Here is a 17,018-nt window from a genome sequence, read left to right as displayed (position 1 = left end):
GTACTGACAAATAAATGGCGAGGAAGTTCGCCCTCATTGACGCGTCTGTGACGCCCGCAAAAGTACAAGGCTATGGCTCAGGAAATCGAATTAAAATTTATCGTCGAAAAAGACAGCGTTGACGCGCTCCGTCAGCATCTGAATACGCTCTCCGGCGAGCACCATGAACCCGTACAGTTGCTCAACATCTACTACGAAACGCCGGACAACTGGCTGCGCAACCACGATATGGGGCTGCGCATCCGCGGCGCACACGGGCGCTACGAGATGACGATGAAAATCGCCGGCCGCGTGGTCGGCGGTTTGCATCAGCGCCCGGAATATAATATCGACATCAGTAAGCCAGAACTTGAGCTGGAACGTTTCCCGGCGGAAGTCTGGCCGGAAGGCGAACTGCCCGCCACGCTGGCAACACAGGTGCAGCCGCTGTTCAGCACCGATTTCGCTCGCGAGAAATGGCTGGTGACGGAAGGCAAGAGTCGCATTGAGATCGCGCTGGATTTAGGCGAGGTGAAGGCGGGTGAGAGCCTGGAACCGATCTGTGAGCTGGAGCTGGAACTTCTGGAAGGGGAGGCGAGCGACGTGCTGAAGCTGGCGCGTAAGCTGGTAAGTCAGCCGGGGTTACGTCAGGGCAGCCTGAGCAAAGCGGCGCGCGGCTACCACCTGGCTGCCGGAAATGCGCCACGCGTGCTGCGAGAGACCCCTATTCTGCGCGTCGTGCCGAAAGCCAGCATTGAACAGGGCATGGAAGCGGCGCTGGAGCTGGCGCTCTCTCAGTGGCAGTACCACGAGGAGCTGTGGGCGCGTAACGTGAAAAATGCCAAAAAACAGGTGCTGGCCGCTATTGGCCTGGTGCGTCATACCCTGACGCTGTTTGGCGGTATCGTACCGCGTAAAGCAAGCGCTCACTTACGCGATCTGCTGACCCAAACCGAGACGCTGCTGCTTTCCGACGTATCGGCGCAAACCGCGCTTTACAGCCCGCAAAATGCCGCGGCAAAACTGGCGTTGACCGAATTTCTGGTGACGCGCGGCTGGCGCACCTTCCTGGATGCAAAAGCGCAGACCAAAATCGCGGATAACTTCAAACGCTTCGCGGATATCCATCTTTCCCGCCACGCCGCCGAGTTGAGAACCACCTTCGCACACCCGCTGGGCGACCAGTACGGCGATCAGCTTCCCCGTCTGGCGCGTAACATCGACAGTATGTTGCTGCTGTCCGGTGCGTATGAGGGCGTGAAGGCGCAGGCCTGGCTGGAGAACTGGCAGGGACTTAAGCATGCCATTGAGACCCGTCAGCAGATTGAGATCGAGCATTTCCGCAACGAGGCCATTTCGCAGGATCCGTACTGGCTGCACAGCGGAAAACGTTAATTCTGGCAAGGAACCCCTGATATGCCGCTTTCTTCGCAGTTACAGCAGCACTGGCAGACCGTTTGCGAACGTCTGCCCGAGTCGTTACCCGCGTCATCGTTAAGCGAGCAGGCGAAAAGCGTGCTCACGTTCAGTGATTTTGTGCAGGAAAGCGTCAGCGCTAACCCGGAATGGCTGGCGGAGCTGGAAAGCGCGCCGCCGCAGGCTGACGAGTGGCGGCATTATGCCAGCTGGCTGCAAACCGCGCTGGCAGATGTAACGGATGAGGCCACGCTGATGCGCGTTCTGCGTCAGTTCCGCCGCCGGGTAATGGTGCGCATTGCCTGGGCGCAGGCGCTGGAGCTGGTGAGCGAAGAGAGCACCTTGCAGCAGCTGAGCGAGCTGGCGCAGACGCTGATCGTCGCCGCGCGGGACTGGCTCTATGCTGTCTGCTGTAAAGAGTGGGGCACGCCGTGCAGCGAAGAAGGGGTTCCGCAACCGCTGTTAATTCTGGGAATGGGCAAGCTGGGTGGCTGCGAGCTGAACTTCTCCTCCGACATCGATCTGATCTTTGCCTGGCCGGAGAACGGCTCCACGCGCGGCGGGCGTCGCGAGCTGGACAACGCCCAGTTCTTTACCCGCCTTGGCCAGCGTCTGATTAAAGCGCTGGACCAGCCGACGCAGGACGGCTTCGTCTACCGTGTGGACATGCGCCTGCGCCCGTTTGGCGACAGCGGTCCGCTGGTGCTGAGCTTCGCCGCGCTGGAAGATTATTACCAGGAGCAGGGACGCGACTGGGAACGTTACGCGATGGTCAAAGCGCGGATCATGGGCGACAGCGACGACGCTTACGCCAACGAGCTGCGCGCCATGCTGCGCCCGTTTGTGTTCCGCCGCTACATCGACTTCAGCGTGATCCAGTCCCTGCGAAATATGAAAGGGATGATCGCCCGCGAGGTGCGCCGCCGTGGGCTGAAGGACAATATCAAGCTTGGCGCGGGCGGCATCCGCGAAATCGAATTTATCGTTCAGGTCTTCCAGCTGATCCGCGGCGGGCGCGAGCCGTCGCTGCAGTCCCGCTCGCTGCTGCCGACGCTGAGCGCCATTGAGCAACTGCACCTGCTGCCGGACAGCGACGCGCAAACCCTGCGCGAGGCCTATCTGTTCCTGCGTCGTCTGGAAAACCTGCTGCAGAGCATCAACGACGAACAGACCCAGACCCTGCCGGGCGATGACCTTAACCGGGCGCGTCTGGCCTGGGGTATGCGCGTGGACGACTGGTCAACGTTGACCGAACGGCTGGATGCCCATATGGCAGGCGTGCGCCGCATCTTTAACGATCTGATCGGCGACGACGAAAGTGAATCGCCGGACGATGCGCTCTCCGAACACTGGCGCGAACTGTGGCAGGATGCGCTTCAGGAAGATGACACCACGCCGGTGCTGGCGCACTTAAGCGACGATGCCCGCCATCGCGTGGTGGCCTTAATTGCCGATTTCCGTCTGGAGCTGAACAAGCGCGCCATCGGCCCGCGCGGTCGTCAGGTGCTGGATCATCTGATGCCGCACCTGCTGAGCGAGGTCTGCTCGCGTGAGGACGCGCCGGTGCCGCTGTCGCGCATGATGCCGCTGCTGAGCGGGATTATCACGCGCACCACCTATCTTGAGCTGCTGAGCGAATTTCCGGGGGCGCTGAAGCACCTGATTTCCCTCTGCGCCGCGTCGCCGATGGTGGCCAACAAGCTGGCGCGCTACCCGCTGTTGCTGGATGAACTGCTCGACCCGAACACGCTGTATCAGCCAACGGCGACGGACGCCTACCGGGACGAGCTGCGCCAGTATCTGCTGCGCGTGCCGGAAGAGGACGAAGAGCAACAGCTGGAGGCACTGCGTCAGTTTAAGCAGGCCCAGATGCTGCGCGTCGCAGCGGCGGACATCGCCGGTACGCTGCCGGTGATGAAAGTGAGCGATCACTTAACCTGGCTGGCGGAAGCGATTATTGATGCGGTTGTCCATCAGGCGTGGGTGCAGATGGTGGCGCGCTACGGCCAGCCGAAACACCTCGCTGACCGTGAGGGGCGAGGGTTTGCGGTGGTTGGTTACGGCAAGCTGGGCGGCTGGGAGCTGGGCTATAGCTCCGATCTGGATTTAATTTTCCTGCACGACTGCCCGGCGGACGTGATGACCGACGGCGAGCGCGAGATTGACGGGCGTCAGTTCTATCTGCGCCTGGCCCAGCGCATCATGCACCTGTTCAGCACCCGCACCTCGTCGGGGATTCTGTATGAAGTGGATGCGCGCCTGCGCCCGTCCGGCGCGGCGGGTATGCTGGTGACCTCAACGGACGCGTTTGCCGATTACCAGAAGAATGAAGCCTGGACGTGGGAGCATCAGGCGCTGGTGCGCGCTCGCGTGGTCTATGGCGATCCGCAGCTCAAAACGCAGTTTGACATCATCCGCAAGGAGGTTATGACCACCATGCGTGATGGCAGCACGCTGCAAACGGAAGTGCGCGAAATGCGCGAGAAAATGCGCGCGCACCTCGGGAATAAACACCGCGATCGCTTTGATATTAAAGCCGACGAGGGCGGGATTACCGATATTGAATTCATCACCCAGTATCTGGTGCTGCTGCACGCCCATGACAAGCCGAAGCTGACGCGCTGGTCCGATAATGTGCGCATTCTGGAACTGCTGGCGCAAAACGACATCATGGACGAGCAGGAGGCCCAGGCCTTAACCCGCGCCTACACCACGCTGCGCGATGAGCTTCATCACCTGGCGCTGCAGGAGGAACCGGGGCACGTGGCGCTGGACAGTTTTGCTCATGAACGTGCTCAGGTAACGGCCAGCTGGCAGAAGTGGCTGGTGGAACCGTGCGTAACAAATCAAGTGTGATATTATCGCGCGCAAATTGTGAATCTTTCTGGAGTCAGGAATGAAAGTAACACTGCCAGAGTTTGAACGTGCTGGAGTAATGGTTGTTGGGGATGTGATGCTGGATCGCTACTGGTATGGGCCTACCAGCCGCATATCCCCGGAAGCACCGGTGCCGGTGGTTAAGGTCGACACCATTGAAGAACGTCCCGGCGGCGCGGCAAACGTGGCGATGAACATTGCCTCTCTGGGCGCGCACTCGCGTCTGGTGGGCCTGACCGGCATCGACGATGCGGCGCGCGCGCTGAGCAAGTCGCTGGCGGACGTGAACGTGAAGTGCGACTTCGTTTCTGTTCCGACCCACCCAACGATTACGAAACTGCGCGTGCTGTCGCGCAACCAGCAGCTGATCCGACTCGATTTTGAAGAAGGTTTCGAAGGCGTTGACCCCGAGCCGCTGCACGAGCGTATCAACCAGGCGCTGGGCAATATCGGCGCGCTGGTGCTGTCCGACTACGCCAAAGGCGCGCTGGCGAGCGTGCAGACGATGATTCAGCTGGCGCGCAAAGCCAGCGTACCGGTGCTGATCGACCCGAAAGGCACCGATTTTGAGCGCTATCGTGGCGCGACGCTGCTGACGCCAAACCTCTCCGAGTTTGAAGCGGTGGCGGGCAAGTGTAAATCGGAAGACGAACTGGTTGAGCGCGGCATGAAGATCATTGCTGACTTCGAGCTCTCTGCGCTGCTGGTGACCCGCTCCGAGCAGGGGATGACGCTGCTGCAGCCGGGCAAGGCGCCGCTGCATATGCCAACCCAGGCGCAGGAAGTGTACGACGTGACCGGTGCCGGCGATACGGTGATCGGCGTGCTGGCGGCGACGCTGGCAGCGGGTAACTCCCTGGAAGAGGCATGCTACTTCGCTAACGCCGCGGCGGGCGTGGTGGTGGGTAAACTGGGTACCTCAACCGTTTCGCCAATCGAACTGGAAAACGCGGTGCGCGGCCGCGCCGACACCGGTTTTGGCGTCATGACCGAAGACGAGCTGAAGGTGGCCGTTGCCGCCGCGCGCAAGCGTGGTGAAAAAGTGGTGATGACCAACGGCGTGTTCGACATTCTGCACGCGGGCCACGTGTCGTATCTGGCGAACGCGCGCAAGCTGGGCGACCGCCTGATTGTGGCGGTCAACAGCGATGCGTCGACGAAGCGCCTGAAGGGCGAAACGCGTCCGGTGAACCCACTGGAGCAGCGTATGATCGTGCTCGGTGCGCTGGAAGCGGTGGACTGGGTGGTGTCGTTTGAAGAAGACACGCCGCAGCGCCTGATTGCCGGCATTCTGCCGGACCTGCTGGTAAAAGGCGGGGATTACAAACCGGAGCAAATCGCGGGCAGCGAAGAGGTCTGGGCCAACGGCGGTGAAGTGATGGTGCTCAACTTTGAGGACGGGTGCTCAACCACCAACATCATCAAGAAGATCCAGAAAGACAGTCAGTAAAAAATGGGCCTGTTGGCCCGTTCGTTTTTCACCCTCTCCCTGTGGGAGAGGGCTGGGGTGAGGGCATTAGGCCGCACTTACTCCTGGTCGTCCACCGGTGGAATAGCCGGTGCTGGCTTCACTTCTTCCGGTGCATTACGGTTTTCCAGCTCGGTCAGACGCTGTTCCAGCAGCGCCAGCTTCTCGCGGGTGCGCAGCAGAACCTGGGTCTGCACGTCAAACTCTTCGCGGCTGACTAAATCAAGGCGAACCAGCTGCGCCTGCAGCGTCTGGCGGATTTTCTTTTCTACGTCATCACCAAATTCACGAATGCCTTTCGGCATGGACTCATGAACCTGACGCGCGATCTGCTCAATTTTTTTCGGGTCAATCATAATGGCTTCCCTTGATAAGTCGGTGTTGATGAACATTGTAGCGCGTCATGACCCAGGATAAAGCAGATTTGTTTGAAGCTTATGCATTGCCCAGGTTAATCAATAGCGTTATAGTTATCTCGCTTATTCTCAGGGCGGGGCGAAATTCCCCACCGGCGGTAAATCAGCGTCATGCTGAAAGCCCGCGAGCGCTTTGAGTGAATTCTCAAAGGTCAGCAGATCCGGTGTAATTCCGGGGCCGACGGTTAGAGTCCGGATGGGAGAGAGTAACGATCCAGTCGGGCATGGCCCGCTCACGTTATTTTTTTGCCGCTTGTTCGGCGCTCCTAAGACTGCCCTGATTCTGGTAACCATAAAGTTAATGAGGTTTTTTTACCATGAATCAGACGCTACTTTCCTCTTTTGGCACTTCAATTCAACGTGTTGAACATGCACTGGATGCACTGCGCGAAGGCCGCGGTGTGATGGTGCTTGACGATGAAAACCGTGAAAACGAAGGCGACATGATTTTTGCCGCCGAAAACATGACCGTTGAGCAGATGGCGCTGACCATCCGTCACGGCAGCGGCATCGTATGCCTGTGTATTACCGAAGACCGCCGCCAGCAGCTCGATCTGCCGATGATGGTTGAAAACAACACCAGCGCCTTCGGAACCGGTTTTACCGTGACCATTGAAGCGGCCCATGGCGTGACTACCGGTGTGTCGGCGGCTGACCGTCTGACGACCGTGCGTGCAGCGATTGCCGATGACGCAAAACCATCGGATCTCCACCGTCCAGGCCACGTCTTCCCGCTGCGTGCGCAGCCGGGCGGCGTGCTGACCCGTGGTGGTCACACCGAAGCGACCATCGATCTGGTGACGCTGGCTGGCTTCAAACCGGCTGGCGTACTGTGCGAACTCACCAATGATGACGGCACCATGGCGCGCGCGCCGGAGTGCATCACCTTTGCGCGTCTGCACAACATGCCGGTGGTGACGATTGAAGATCTGGTGGAGTACCGCCAGGCGCACGAGCGCAAAGCCAGCTGAAGTTGCTGATGTGAAAAAGCCGGGGAAACCCGGCTTTTTTGTTGCTAGTGGTAGTTAATTTTGAATAACACCACGGTTTCGAAAGGACCGGACTGGATAGCTTTTCCTTCTACTGGTGACAGCTCTGCGGTGTAATCCTGCTATATTGCAGCGTGCTGCCCGTAAAATCGGCATATTCTTCATAGTGGTTAAAGGTGTAGGGCTGAGTGCCGTTGAGTATTCTCAACTGCAAACCATTCCCAATAAGTAATGCCGTGTCCTCAGCGGTGAGCGATTCCGTAGTATAGAACGACGAATCCATTTTGAACCCATCTGAACATTGTGCATCCTGCACCTTCGTCGTCTTCACCGAAAAGGTTCGTCTACGCGTCTGCTGATTCACAATATCGCGCGCGCTGAAGGTACCAAAATCAATCTCCTGATTCTCCGGGAAAATACTGAACGTCGCCCCACAGTCCAGCACGGTAATGTTTTGCAGACCGTTGATGTGATATTTGAGGTTTTTGGCGTCCGACATCTGGTTCACGCCACCTTTTCCGTCAAACTGGACAACGATGTAATCGCCCAGGGAGCTGACGTAGCCGTGGGGCGGCATCGCTTTGATTTTGACGTATAAGCGCAGGCGAGCAACAAAGGTGCGCGAGGTATGGATATCGTCCGGGTTACCGGAGCAGATCAGATTTTCCCAGCCCATCTGCCGGATCTGCGCCGGGGTATAAATCGTGATGTTTTGGTTGTCCAGACACTGGCGGGTATCGACGCCGTTAGGCTGGCCTGTTGCATCGTAATCCATCCCTTCATAGGTCACGCCCAGTTCATAATAGGGATCCGATGCGGCAGGATAAGGGTTTACCCAGGCGAAGATATCTTCTTGTTCAAAACCGCCGACAACGTTGTGGTTGCACGTCACCGGAATTTTGATGTCATCTGATTCCCAAATTTTTTCGCCCACCTGCGCATTGCTGGGAATGGCGAACGGCGAGATGGTTTTGGTCTCCTCAACGGGACCGCCGGAGCTGCCCAGATAGCAGTCCAGTGCCAGCGCCTTTTTTAACGGCAGTGCAGAAACCAGCAAAATAAACAGGACATTAGCGGGATTTCGCATCTTTTTCGATCTTCCGTTCGGTAAGTTTGCACTGCGCTGTACCCGCGCACTGCACGTCGACTTTTTTCAACGCACCGTAATCGTCGATATAGCCGATGCTGTAATAATTACCGTGGTAGTCACCGGTAGAGGTTGTTGCCGTTGCGAAGGGGGCAAGCATCAGGCTGTCAAAGCCCGGCAGCATGGTTTTGGCATTCTTACTGAGCCAGGCCAGGGTGATGTAGTACGGCGTCGGGTTATGTATAGTCAGCCCTTTCGCGGTGGCTGAAATTTCCATCCGCATTTCTGCCTGCTCGCCGGGCTTTTTGGTAATTGCTTTAGGACGCCAGAACAGTTTGATCCTGCTCTGCATCGCCACCTGCATGACGCTGCGCTCTTCGCTTGCGCTGGTGCTTTTTGGCGGCACTTCGCGCAGGTTGAAATAGAACAGGGATTCCCTGTCTTTTGGCAACTGGCCGGTGGCCGCTTGCTTAACGATCCTGACCTGCGACGCGGAGCCCGCTTCAATGCGTTGAATCGGAGGCAGCGCCATGAAGTGCGTATCCTCCTTGCGGCCTTTCTCATCTTCAATCCAGGAGAGCGCCAGATAGGGCAGCGCTTTGCTCTGGTTTTCTATCTTCAGGCTGCTGGCCTTGTCGCTTTCCGGGAAGACAATGCGCGTGCGGTCCAGGTTAACGGCTGCGTGGCTGGCAAATGCGGTGCCGATAAGCATCAGGCACAGGTTTTTAAGTAGGGTGAATTTCATCATGATTTCTTACTGACATGGCAGTATCAACTGCATACTGTTTTCGAGTTGTGAAGGTAACGCGAAGCGACACTGCTGATTGTCTCCCCACGTTACGCGGAACTGCTGTTCTGGCTCTACGGCGCCCAGCCAGACGTGGCCATCATCGGCGACCATTCCAATCTGTCGATCGTTATCCAGCAGGCGAACAATCGCCCCCAGCGGCGGCGTGCCGGACAGCGTACGTAAGATGCCTGTAATATCGTTGCCTGCTCGGGTTGCAATTTGACGGTACCCGATGGCGCCCTCTGTCCAGGTTGAAGTCACGACGCGGGTGTCCACGTCTACGCCATCGGGCAGATTGTTCATATTGACCTGCACGCTGGAGGGCGAATAGCTGGAAATGGACGGTAAAACGCCAATGCCAAAGCGGTTGGTTTCATCCCGCGACATGTTCAGCGGGATGTTGCCTACGCCGTCGGTACTGACCATCACGCGCGGCTCGTTACCGTAGCTGCGACGATGCAGCGCAGCACCTTTGGCCGTTGAGGTGAAGGAGCCATTCCAGCTGGCACTCAGGGAGTTGTATTCATTAGCCTTATAACTCCCGGAGAGATTCAGGTCGCCATATGGAGAATAATGTTGATAGTTACCGCTCACCTGCGCGCCGGCATCTGATTTCTCGCTCTCGGTACCTGCGGAAACACCCCAGGTATTGTTGCGGTCTGATGTGTCATACCACGAAACGTTCTGGCTCAGACTATCGCCGTTACGCAGGTCGTAATTCAGACGATGATCGGGGTCGAGCGGTACGCTCAGTGAGAGGTAGAACTGCGTATCGTCGTCTTCGTCTTCATAGTGCGTTTTACTCCACGACATGGTGACGCCCAGGTTTTTCCAGCGACCGATGTCAAAGTTATAGCCTGCTGTCACGCTGCCCGTTGTGGAGGGGGTGTCATTCCACCAGGTTTGACGCAGCATGTTGACATAGAGGTTGAGCGATAGCGCTGAAATGTACTGGCTTGCCGTCACGCTGAGCGTCTGTTTTTCTGACTGGCGGTCATTATTGTCATCATCCAGAAAACGGGCGTAGCTGAGAAACTGCGGGTCTGAGTAGCGATAGCTGGCGAGCGTAAGCTGGCTGCCGGTGGTATCGAAACGTTTACTGTAGTTAAAGCGGTAGCTGTAACCTGTCTGGCTATTCTGATTGGGCAACCGGCTGGTCGCCTGCGTCACGTCAAAAGAGAGGGCGCCCAGGTACTCCATATTTTGTCCGATCCCGGCGGCAACGGACCGGTAACGATCGCCATCGGCGAGCGAACCGCCATAAAGGGAGGTTTGTGACAGCATACCCCAGGAGAATTCACCGCTCATAAAGGCGTTATCTTCAACGTCATGAGACGCGTCTTTTCGCGCTTTTCCGGTCGCCAGCTTATAGCGAACCTGACCTTTACGCGTTAAAAAAGGCACCGATTCTGCCGAGACCTGGAAGGTGCTGACGCGCCCATCCTCTTCCGTCACCTTTACGTCCAGCGTGCCCTGCACCGACTGGTTAAGATCCTGAATAACAAACGGTCCCGGCGGAACTTTACTTTGATAGATCACGCGATCGGCCAGGCTGACCGTGACCGTCGCGTTGGTTTGCGCAATCCCGGTAATTTGTGGCGCGTAACCCCGCAGGGACCATGGTAGCATGCGTTCATCGCTGATCAGGGAGGCGCCGGTATAGGTAAACGCATCAAAAATGGCAGACTGAAAATCCGTTTCGCCAAGGGTCAACTTCGCCCCGAGTGAAGGCAAGGGGCGGAACATGTAAACACGGGAAAAACGTCCGTCATGTTCAGAGCCGGCGTCGGTATGCGTTTGTGTGTACTGATAATCGCTGCGCAACCGCCATGGACCCATATTGGCACCGGCGGTCCCGTAGGTGTTGGCGTTATCCGAGGCCGATCCGTTATTGGGCTGGTAATGGCTGGCGAACAGGTTGTAATCCAGCAATACGCCAGGCACGCCGTTATCCCATGTGGAGGGAGGCATCCAGTCAGCGGCACGATACTGCAGCCATGCCTGCGGAACGGTAACTTTTAACGTTTGGGTTGCTTGCTCAAACGTAAAGGTAATATCGGGCCGGGAGGTGAAATCAATGCATCCGTCTTTTTCGGGTAAAGCGTTACGAATATCATCTTTTAGCGCAAAGGTATCAGCCAGTTCAGACGGAATACATACCTGTACTGAATCATTAAACGCTTTCCAGTTAAGCTGCCATCCGTTCGCCAGTGGAACGTCATTAATAGAAACGGTAACAAAATAGCTTCCGGGGATGACGGCTATTTCATCTTTAAAAAGAGAAAGATCGACGCTGCCTCGCTGGTCTTTATCAATAGCATTGATATTAAACTCAGTGGCGTAGGTGCACTTCGTCATTAACAGGGACGCAATGATGATTGTTTTTTGTAATTTATATGTCATCATCCTGTTACTCAAAATAATGTTGCGGACCGACTGACGCATTAAGCCAGCCGGTCTGTTTTGTCGCGTAGTATTATTTGTACATCAGCACATAGTTGGCGGTGGCTTCTACCTGGCCGGCAGTCGCGGTTTTACCTGCAGGCACTTCCATTAACGCTTTAAAGTGCAGCGTTTGAGTAGTGGAGCCTGCCAGCAGATCAACTTCATTAGCCGCGCCCAGCGTGATGTTGGATTCGGCGTTATCCAGCAAACGAACGCCCACGTTCTGTGCGCCGCTGGCGTAGGTGTTGGTCATGAGACTGGTGTCAGTCGCGTCTGTTGCTGCGCTGGTGAAGGTGACATCGACTTTGGTAATTGGCGTGTCGGTCTCATCAGCAGGATCGTCAAGCTGGCAGTTTTCCAGGTTGATATCAACCGGAACAGCAGTAGACTTTTTGTTGGCATTAATAACGGCAGTGGTCACTTCACCCAGGTCAACTTCTTTGTCAACGCTGTCCGGTGCAATGCTGCATGGTGCATCAATAACCACGCCTTTAAATTTAATTTTGCCGGAACCCTGTTCTTCCGCGAAGGCAGAACCCGATACAATGGCAGCCATCGCAACCGCTAACAGTACTTTTTTACCCATATACATGAAAATATCCTTTTTCAAATGAATTCATACTCTGAATATTAATTTCAGAAAGCAGTTTGAGTATACGGGAGGACGGAGAGAGAATGCGATTACTGTAGCTTAAAGCTAATTTAAGTTAACCTTTATATATAATTTCTGTTGATTGTAAGGTCCGGCCTGCTCTCCTGATTTAGCGGCTTAGCAGCGATGATGATATAATTTTTTTAATGTATTTTTGGTCGATATAAATGTTGACATTAATTTTCTAATATTTACTGGCATTGGTGCGGTTTATTATTGTCATCTTTATTTTACAGCCAGTGAGTATAGTCTGATGAGGGGGGCTGTACGTGGTTAAGCAGCCTCATATTCAAATTTCCTGATGATGATCTTCACGGTTATCTGCGTTCATCTTTATCTGAATGCGCGTAATGTAGAACCATCAAATTGACACCTTCTCTAAGGATACCACCATGTCTTCTTCTCGTATGCCGGCCCTGTTTTTAGGCCACGGTAGCCCAATGAACGTTCTGGAAGACAACGTCTATACCCGCGCCTGGCGCCATCTTGGCGAGACGTTGCCGCGACCGAAGGCGATTGTGGTGGTGTCCGCGCACTGGTTCACCCGTGGCACTGGCGTGACCGCCATGGAAGCGCCTAAGACCATTCATGATTTCGGCGGCTTCCCGCAGGCGCTGTACGACACGCATTATCCGGCTCCAGGATCGCCTGAGCTGGCGCAAAAGCTGGTGGATTTGCTGGCTCCTGCCCCGGTCGCGCTGGATAAAGAAGCCTGGGGCTTTGACCACGGCTCGTGGGGCGTGCTGATAAAAATGTACCCCAATGCGGATATCCCGATGGTGCAGTTGAGCATCGACAGCACTAAACCGGCTGCCTGGCATCTGGAGATGGGCCGCAAGCTGGCGAACCTGCGTGATGAAGGCATCATGCTGGTGGCAAGCGGCAACGTGGTGCATAACCTGCGCACCGCGCGCTGGCACGGTGAGAATACGCCTTACCCGTGGGCGACCGCTTTTAACGACTACGTCAAAGCGAACCTGACCTGGCAAGGCCCGGTTGAGGAGCATCCGCTGGTGAACTATCTGGATCACGAAGGCGGTTCGCTTTCTAACCCGACGCCGGAACACTTCCTGCCGCTGCTTTATGTTTTGGGCGCATGGGACGGTCAGGAGCCGGTTACTATTCCGGTTGACGGCATTGAGATGGGTAGTTTGAGTATGCTGTCGGTGCAGGTTGGGTGAAAACATGCCGGGCCAGGCGAAGCCGCCACCCGGCAGATCTTACTCTACGAAAATATGCGGATAGAACCGTGACAAATCCTGCGTGATCAGCGCGCGGTCTTCGCGAATGCCAATCCCGGCGGGCCGATCGTTGATGAGCCAGCTGCCAATCAGCGTATAGCTGTCGCCAAACTTCGGCAGTTGCCAGAATTCCTGGACGATCATTCCTTCTTCGCCGTACGGTCCTTCAACCGCTTCCAGCGTTTTACCGTTTTCGATAATTGAGACGTTCGCCCCTTCGCGGGAAAAAATCGGTTTAACGACGTATTTTTCCATCGGCGGGAAATCATCTTCCGCAAAATACGCTGGCAGCAGGTTAGGATGGTTCGGGAACATCTCCCACAGCATCGGCAGCAGGGCTTTATTAGAGATAATGCTCTTCCATGCCGGTTCCAGCCAGCGCACGCCCGCGTCTTCCAGCTTGGTGGAGAACATTTCGCGCAGCATGTATTCCCACGGATAGAGCTTGAACAGGTTGCTGATCACCTGATCCTGCATATCCGTAAACTGACCTTTTTCCCCCAGGCCGATATCCTCGATATAGAGGAACTCGGTCGCCACTTCAGCTTCAGCAGCGCAGTCCTGCAGATACTGAACCGTACCACGGTCTTCTTCCGTGTCGCGGCAGCAGGCAAGATGCAGCAGGTTGAAGCCAAACTGCTCCCGCAGCTCGGCAAAACGCTCAATCAGCTTTTCCTGCAGGCTGTTGAACTGGTCGCTGCCTTCCGGCAGGTTTCCGGCGTTCATCTGATCTTCCAGCCAAATCCACTGGAAGAACGCCGCTTCATAAAGGGAGGTTGGCGTATCTGCGTTGTTTTCTAACAGCTTCGGTTCACCCACGCCGTCCCACGCCAGATCGAGGCGAGAGTAAAGCGAGGGCTGATTTGTTTTCCACGACTGCCGGACGAAACTCCAGGTGTGCTTCGGAATACGGAATTTGGTCATCAGCGCGTCGCTGTCGATGACTTTTTCCACAACCTTCAGGCACATCTGGTGCAGCTCGGCCGTCACCTCTTCCAGTTTTTCCACCTGGTCGAGCGTCAGTTTGTAGTAAGCATCTTCACACCAGTACGGCTCCCCGTACATGGTGTGAAAGTTAAAACCGTATTCGGTGGCTTTTTCGCGCCAGTCCGGGCGCTCGGTAATACCGACTCGTTCCATGATCAGCCGCCCATTGAGCGAGTAGAAGTGCCTGTTGCACTACGCTGCATGCTGGTCTGTTTTGCCACAGACTCACCGAACCCACCGCGGGTGATGGTGCTGGTGGTTGCAGGCTTCGGCGCCATCGCGGTTTTCGGGACGGTCACGGTGCGGCCCGGGGTCGCTGCGCCGTAGCCTTTGCCGCTGGCATCGGTATATTGACCATAAGCCGGACTGGCCGGGTTTTTCGAGCTAAACAGCGGTTGCTGCTGATAGCCTGCACCGCCACCCATCAGGCGGCCCATCATGTAGCCTGCCATTAGTGGCATCCAGAAGCTGCCGCTGGACTGCGCCTGCGCCTGATTTTCCGGCGCAGTACCTGCCTGAGCCGGCGTCTGCTGACACTGACCTTCACCAAATTCCGCCACGCAGTCTTCGCGTGAGGCGTATTTTGGCGCGGTGCGTTCCGCTTCTTTCAGCGCGTTGGTGTAGGCGGTTTTACATTCTGCAGCCTGGCCGGTTGCGGCAGAGCAGTCGTCCGCGTTTTGATACAGCGATACCGTTTCGTCGTTTTTCTCACAGCCTGCCAGCATAAAGACAGCGGTTACTGCCAGCGCAACAGGGGTGAGGTGACGTGCGTTCCAGCTTTTGCGGAACGACGCGTGATTGATCGTTTTTGTCCGTTTCATGTTTGTCTTCCAGGACCCAGTGGTAATAACGCTCAGGATAGTGGATGAGTGGTTGAAAATGAAGCGAAGAGGGGTGGAATCAGGGGGATCTTTACGTTGGCTTACGTTCGGGGGGATGCAGATGCGCCCTCTCCCGGTGGGAGAGGGCGTGATAACAACTTTAGTTACGGAACGGGTTAGAGCCTTTGCTGGCGGACGTAGTAGTACGCGCTGCCGCTGGCTGCGCAGCAGGCGCGCTGCCAGCGGCGTTGAAGTTATCAACGGCGGCAACCTGCTCCGGGTTCTCCGGCGCAACGCTTTCCGGAGAGGTGGAGACCGGTTTGCCCAGCGCACTGTTCAGCATCTGCAGATCCTGCTCGTTCAGCGTACCGAGCGCCTGCTTGATGTTCAGCTGGTTAATCAGGTACTGGTAACGCGCGCTTGAGAGTTGCTGCTTCGCGTTGTACAGCGTGGTGGTCGCGTCGAGCACGTCAACGATGGTGCGGGTACCCACAGAGTAACCGGCTTCCATCGCGTCCAGGGAGCTCTGTGCAGACACCACGGCCTGTTTATAGGCATTGATGCTGCTGATGGAGGCGTTGACGTTGTTGAAGGAGGAGCGAACGGTCTGCACCACGTTGCGGTGCGCGCTTTCCAGCTGCTCGCTCGCGCCAACAAAGTTGTACTGCGCCTGTTTCACCTGGGAGTTAACCATACCGCCCTGATACAGCGGCAGGGAGAAGCTCAGGCCCACTTTGTTCTGACCCATATTGCTGTCGTCATAAGCCTGTGAATTGGCACCATTCGTTTTAGAGCCGCTATAGGTGGTATCAGAGACGCCGGTCGACGCGCTCAGGCTCAGGGTTGGCAGATGGCCATCCTGCGCCTGACGAATTTGCTCGCGGGCCAGGTCCTGGCTCAGACGCGCCTGCAGCAACGTCAGGTTGCGGTTTTCCGCCTCTTTCAGCAGGGCGTTAACGGCCTGCGGCTTATCCGTTTTGAAGCTGTCCACGTTCAGGGACGCCAGCTCAGGGTAGTAATTTCCGGTCACCTGACGCAGGGATTCCAGCGCGTTGTCGAGGTTGTTACGCGCGGTCACTTCGTTAGCCAGCACGGTGTCGTACTGTGAACGGGCGTTCTGCACGTCGGTGATCGCCACCAGACCCACGTTGAAGCGCTGGGTGGTTTGATCTAACTGGCGGTAGATCGCCTGTTTCTGCGCTTCGGTGTAGGAGAGCGCGTCAATGGCGCTCAGCACGTTGAAGTACGCGGTTGCAGTGTTCAGGATCAGCGTCTGCTGGTCGGTCTGATAGGTCACATCCTGGATGCCCGCGCTCTTTTCCTGCAGGGTCAGGGCGCGCCATTTGGACATATCAAACAGCGTCTGTGTTAATTGCAGTGAGGCGCTGGTAGCATTGGAGTTAACGCCGTTAGCGTCGCGGAAACCGTTGCTGTAGGTATAATCTGCACCTAAACCTAACTGCGGCAGCAGTGGGCTACGCGCTTCGTTAATCTTTTCAAACGCAGCATCACGATCGGCCGCTGATTTACGTAAATCAGGGTTGCCCAGACGTGCCTGCTGGTAGACCTGTAACAGGTTTTCCGCCTGGCTCATTGCACTGAAGCCCGTCAGGCTCAGGCCGATAAGGATGGGGAGCAATTTCTTCATTTGCATTCCTTGTTGTGAAGCAGTATTAGCGCTGATCTAATTAAAAAATAATTGCCGATTCTAACAGAATCATCCACACCAAAAGGTTGGCGTTACGTGCCATCTGGCGGTAATTTGCACCAATCTACCATATAGCCTTACAAACGGCAGCCAAACAGCCTTGAAATTCACAATTTCATCACCATTGCTACCAGGACTCGAC

Annotated in this window: 12 protein-coding genes, 1 pseudogene and 1 riboswitch; of the genes and pseudogenes, 5 read left to right on the top strand and 8 right to left on the bottom strand. The window is 56.2% G+C overall.

The window, feature by feature from the left end; all coding sequences use genetic code 11:
- The first annotated feature begins 72 nt into the window (after positions 1-72).
- Genes ACR42C_RS19340 through hldE form a run of 3 tightly spaced genes read left to right on the top strand, consistent with a single transcriptional unit; the run spans position 73 to position 5,722 of the window.
- Positions 73-1,374, top strand: coding sequence for a CYTH domain-containing protein (locus ACR42C_RS19340; protein ID WP_116342104.1), 1,302 nt, complete (start codon positions 73-75; stop codon positions 1,372-1,374).
- Between the two features lie 21 nt (positions 1,375-1,395).
- Positions 1,396-4,251 carry a bifunctional [glutamate--ammonia ligase]-adenylyl-L-tyrosine phosphorylase/[glutamate--ammonia-ligase] adenylyltransferase gene (gene glnE, locus ACR42C_RS19335; protein ID WP_479984464.1) on the top strand — a complete coding sequence of 952 codons (2,856 nt, stop codon included), beginning with the start codon at positions 1,396-1,398 and terminating at the stop codon, positions 4,249-4,251.
- A 40-nt stretch (positions 4,252-4,291) separates the two neighbouring features.
- Positions 4,292-5,722 carry a bifunctional D-glycero-beta-D-manno-heptose-7-phosphate kinase/D-glycero-beta-D-manno-heptose 1-phosphate adenylyltransferase HldE gene (gene hldE, locus ACR42C_RS19330; protein WP_116342100.1) on the top strand — a complete coding sequence of 477 codons (1,431 nt, stop codon included), beginning with the start codon at positions 4,292-4,294 and terminating at the stop codon, positions 5,720-5,722.
- 77 nt (positions 5,723-5,799) lie between these two features.
- On the opposite strand, the gene ubiK is transcribed toward hldE, so the two are convergent.
- A complete protein-coding gene (gene ubiK, locus ACR42C_RS19325; protein WP_014071796.1) occupies positions 5,800-6,096 on the bottom strand; it encodes a ubiquinone biosynthesis accessory factor UbiK in 297 nt (98 codons plus the stop codon).
- A 121-nt stretch (positions 6,097-6,217) separates the two neighbouring features.
- Positions 6,218-6,368: riboswitch (FMN riboswitch) on the top strand.
- Positions 6,369-6,473: 105 nt separating this feature from the next.
- On the opposite strand from ubiK, the gene ribB reads away from it, so the two are divergent.
- Entirely contained in the window at positions 6,474-7,127 is a 654-nt protein-coding gene (gene ribB, locus ACR42C_RS19320; RefSeq protein WP_116342096.1) for a 3,4-dihydroxy-2-butanone-4-phosphate synthase, read from the top strand.
- Positions 7,128-7,171: 44 nt separating this feature from the next.
- On the opposite strand, the pseudogene ACR42C_RS19315 reads toward ribB, so the two are convergent.
- The 4 genes and pseudogenes from ACR42C_RS19315 to ACR42C_RS19300 form a co-directional block, all read right to left on the bottom strand.
- Positions 7,172-8,232 (bottom strand): annotated as a pseudogene (locus ACR42C_RS19315) (type 1 fimbrial protein).
- Complete coding sequence (locus ACR42C_RS19310) at positions 8,216-8,977, bottom strand: fimbrial biogenesis chaperone (RefSeq protein WP_320719949.1); 762 nt, start codon at positions 8,975-8,977, stop codon at positions 8,216-8,218. The pseudogene ACR42C_RS19315 and the gene ACR42C_RS19310 overlap by 17 nt, the downstream one beginning before the upstream one ends.
- Before the next feature lie 9 nt (positions 8,978-8,986).
- Positions 8,987-11,428 (bottom strand): fimbria/pilus outer membrane usher protein, encoded by a 2,442-nt coding sequence (locus ACR42C_RS19305; protein ID WP_479984463.1) that lies wholly within the window; start codon positions 11,426-11,428, stop codon positions 8,987-8,989.
- 70 nt (positions 11,429-11,498) lie between these two features.
- A complete protein-coding gene (locus ACR42C_RS19300) occupies positions 11,499-12,059 on the bottom strand; it encodes a fimbrial protein (protein ID WP_116342088.1) in 561 nt (186 codons plus the stop codon).
- Positions 12,060-12,511: 452 nt separating this feature from the next.
- Between ACR42C_RS19300 and ygiD the strand changes: the two genes are divergently transcribed.
- Entirely contained in the window at positions 12,512-13,300 is a 789-nt protein-coding gene (gene ygiD, locus ACR42C_RS19295) for a 4,5-DOPA-extradiol-dioxygenase (RefSeq protein ID WP_320719894.1), read from the top strand.
- Between the two features lie 39 nt (positions 13,301-13,339).
- On the opposite strand, the gene ACR42C_RS19290 is transcribed toward ygiD, so the two are convergent.
- The 3 genes from ACR42C_RS19290 to tolC form a co-directional block, all read right to left on the bottom strand.
- Entirely contained in the window at positions 13,340-14,500 is a 1,161-nt protein-coding gene (locus ACR42C_RS19290; protein WP_233002800.1) for a glutathionylspermidine synthase family protein, read from the bottom strand.
- 2 nt (positions 14,501-14,502) lie between these two features.
- Positions 14,503-15,168 carry a DUF1190 family protein gene (locus ACR42C_RS19285; protein ID WP_028014445.1) on the bottom strand — a complete coding sequence of 222 codons (666 nt, stop codon included), beginning with the start codon at positions 15,166-15,168 and terminating at the stop codon, positions 14,503-14,505.
- A 160-nt stretch (positions 15,169-15,328) separates the two neighbouring features.
- A complete protein-coding gene (gene tolC, locus ACR42C_RS19280; protein WP_316379922.1) occupies positions 15,329-16,816 on the bottom strand; it encodes an outer membrane channel protein TolC in 1,488 nt (495 codons plus the stop codon).
- Positions 16,817-17,018: the final 202 nt, after the last annotated feature.

The sequence above is a fragment of the Enterobacter sp. MG-EB028 genome (assembly GCF_056673305.1).
The sequence above is the reverse complement of the archived record's forward strand: the minus strand, read 5'-3'. Positions and strand labels throughout refer to the sequence as shown.

Coding starts and splice junctions, on each gene's coding strand:
- ACR42C_RS19340 (WP_116342104.1), top strand. CDS start 73: ATGGCTCAGGAAATCGAATTAAAATTTATCGTCGAAAAAGACAGCGTT.
- glnE (WP_479984464.1), top strand. CDS start 1,396: ATGCCGCTTTCTTCGCAGTTACAGCAGCACTGGCAGACCGTTTGCGAA.
- hldE (WP_116342100.1), top strand. CDS start 4,292: ATGAAAGTAACACTGCCAGAGTTTGAACGTGCTGGAGTAATGGTTGTT.
- ubiK (WP_014071796.1), bottom strand. CDS start 6,096: ATGATTGACCCGAAAAAAATTGAGCAGATCGCGCGTCAGGTTCATGAG.
- ribB (WP_116342096.1), top strand. CDS start 6,474: ATGAATCAGACGCTACTTTCCTCTTTTGGCACTTCAATTCAACGTGTT.
- ACR42C_RS19310 (WP_320719949.1), bottom strand. CDS start 8,977: ATGAAATTCACCCTACTTAAAAACCTGTGCCTGATGCTTATCGGCACC.
- ACR42C_RS19305 (WP_479984463.1), bottom strand. CDS start 11,428: ATGATGACATATAAATTACAAAAAACAATCATCATTGCGTCCCTGTTA.
- ACR42C_RS19300 (WP_116342088.1), bottom strand. CDS start 12,059: ATGTATATGGGTAAAAAAGTACTGTTAGCGGTTGCGATGGCTGCCATT.
- ygiD (WP_320719894.1), top strand. CDS start 12,512: ATGTCTTCTTCTCGTATGCCGGCCCTGTTTTTAGGCCACGGTAGCCCA.
- ACR42C_RS19290 (WP_233002800.1), bottom strand. CDS start 14,500: ATGGAACGAGTCGGTATTACCGAGCGCCCGGACTGGCGCGAAAAAGCC.
- ACR42C_RS19285 (WP_028014445.1), bottom strand. CDS start 15,168: ATGAAACGGACAAAAACGATCAATCACGCGTCGTTCCGCAAAAGCTGG.
- tolC (WP_316379922.1), bottom strand. CDS start 16,816: ATGAAGAAATTGCTCCCCATCCTTATCGGCCTGAGCCTGACGGGCTTC.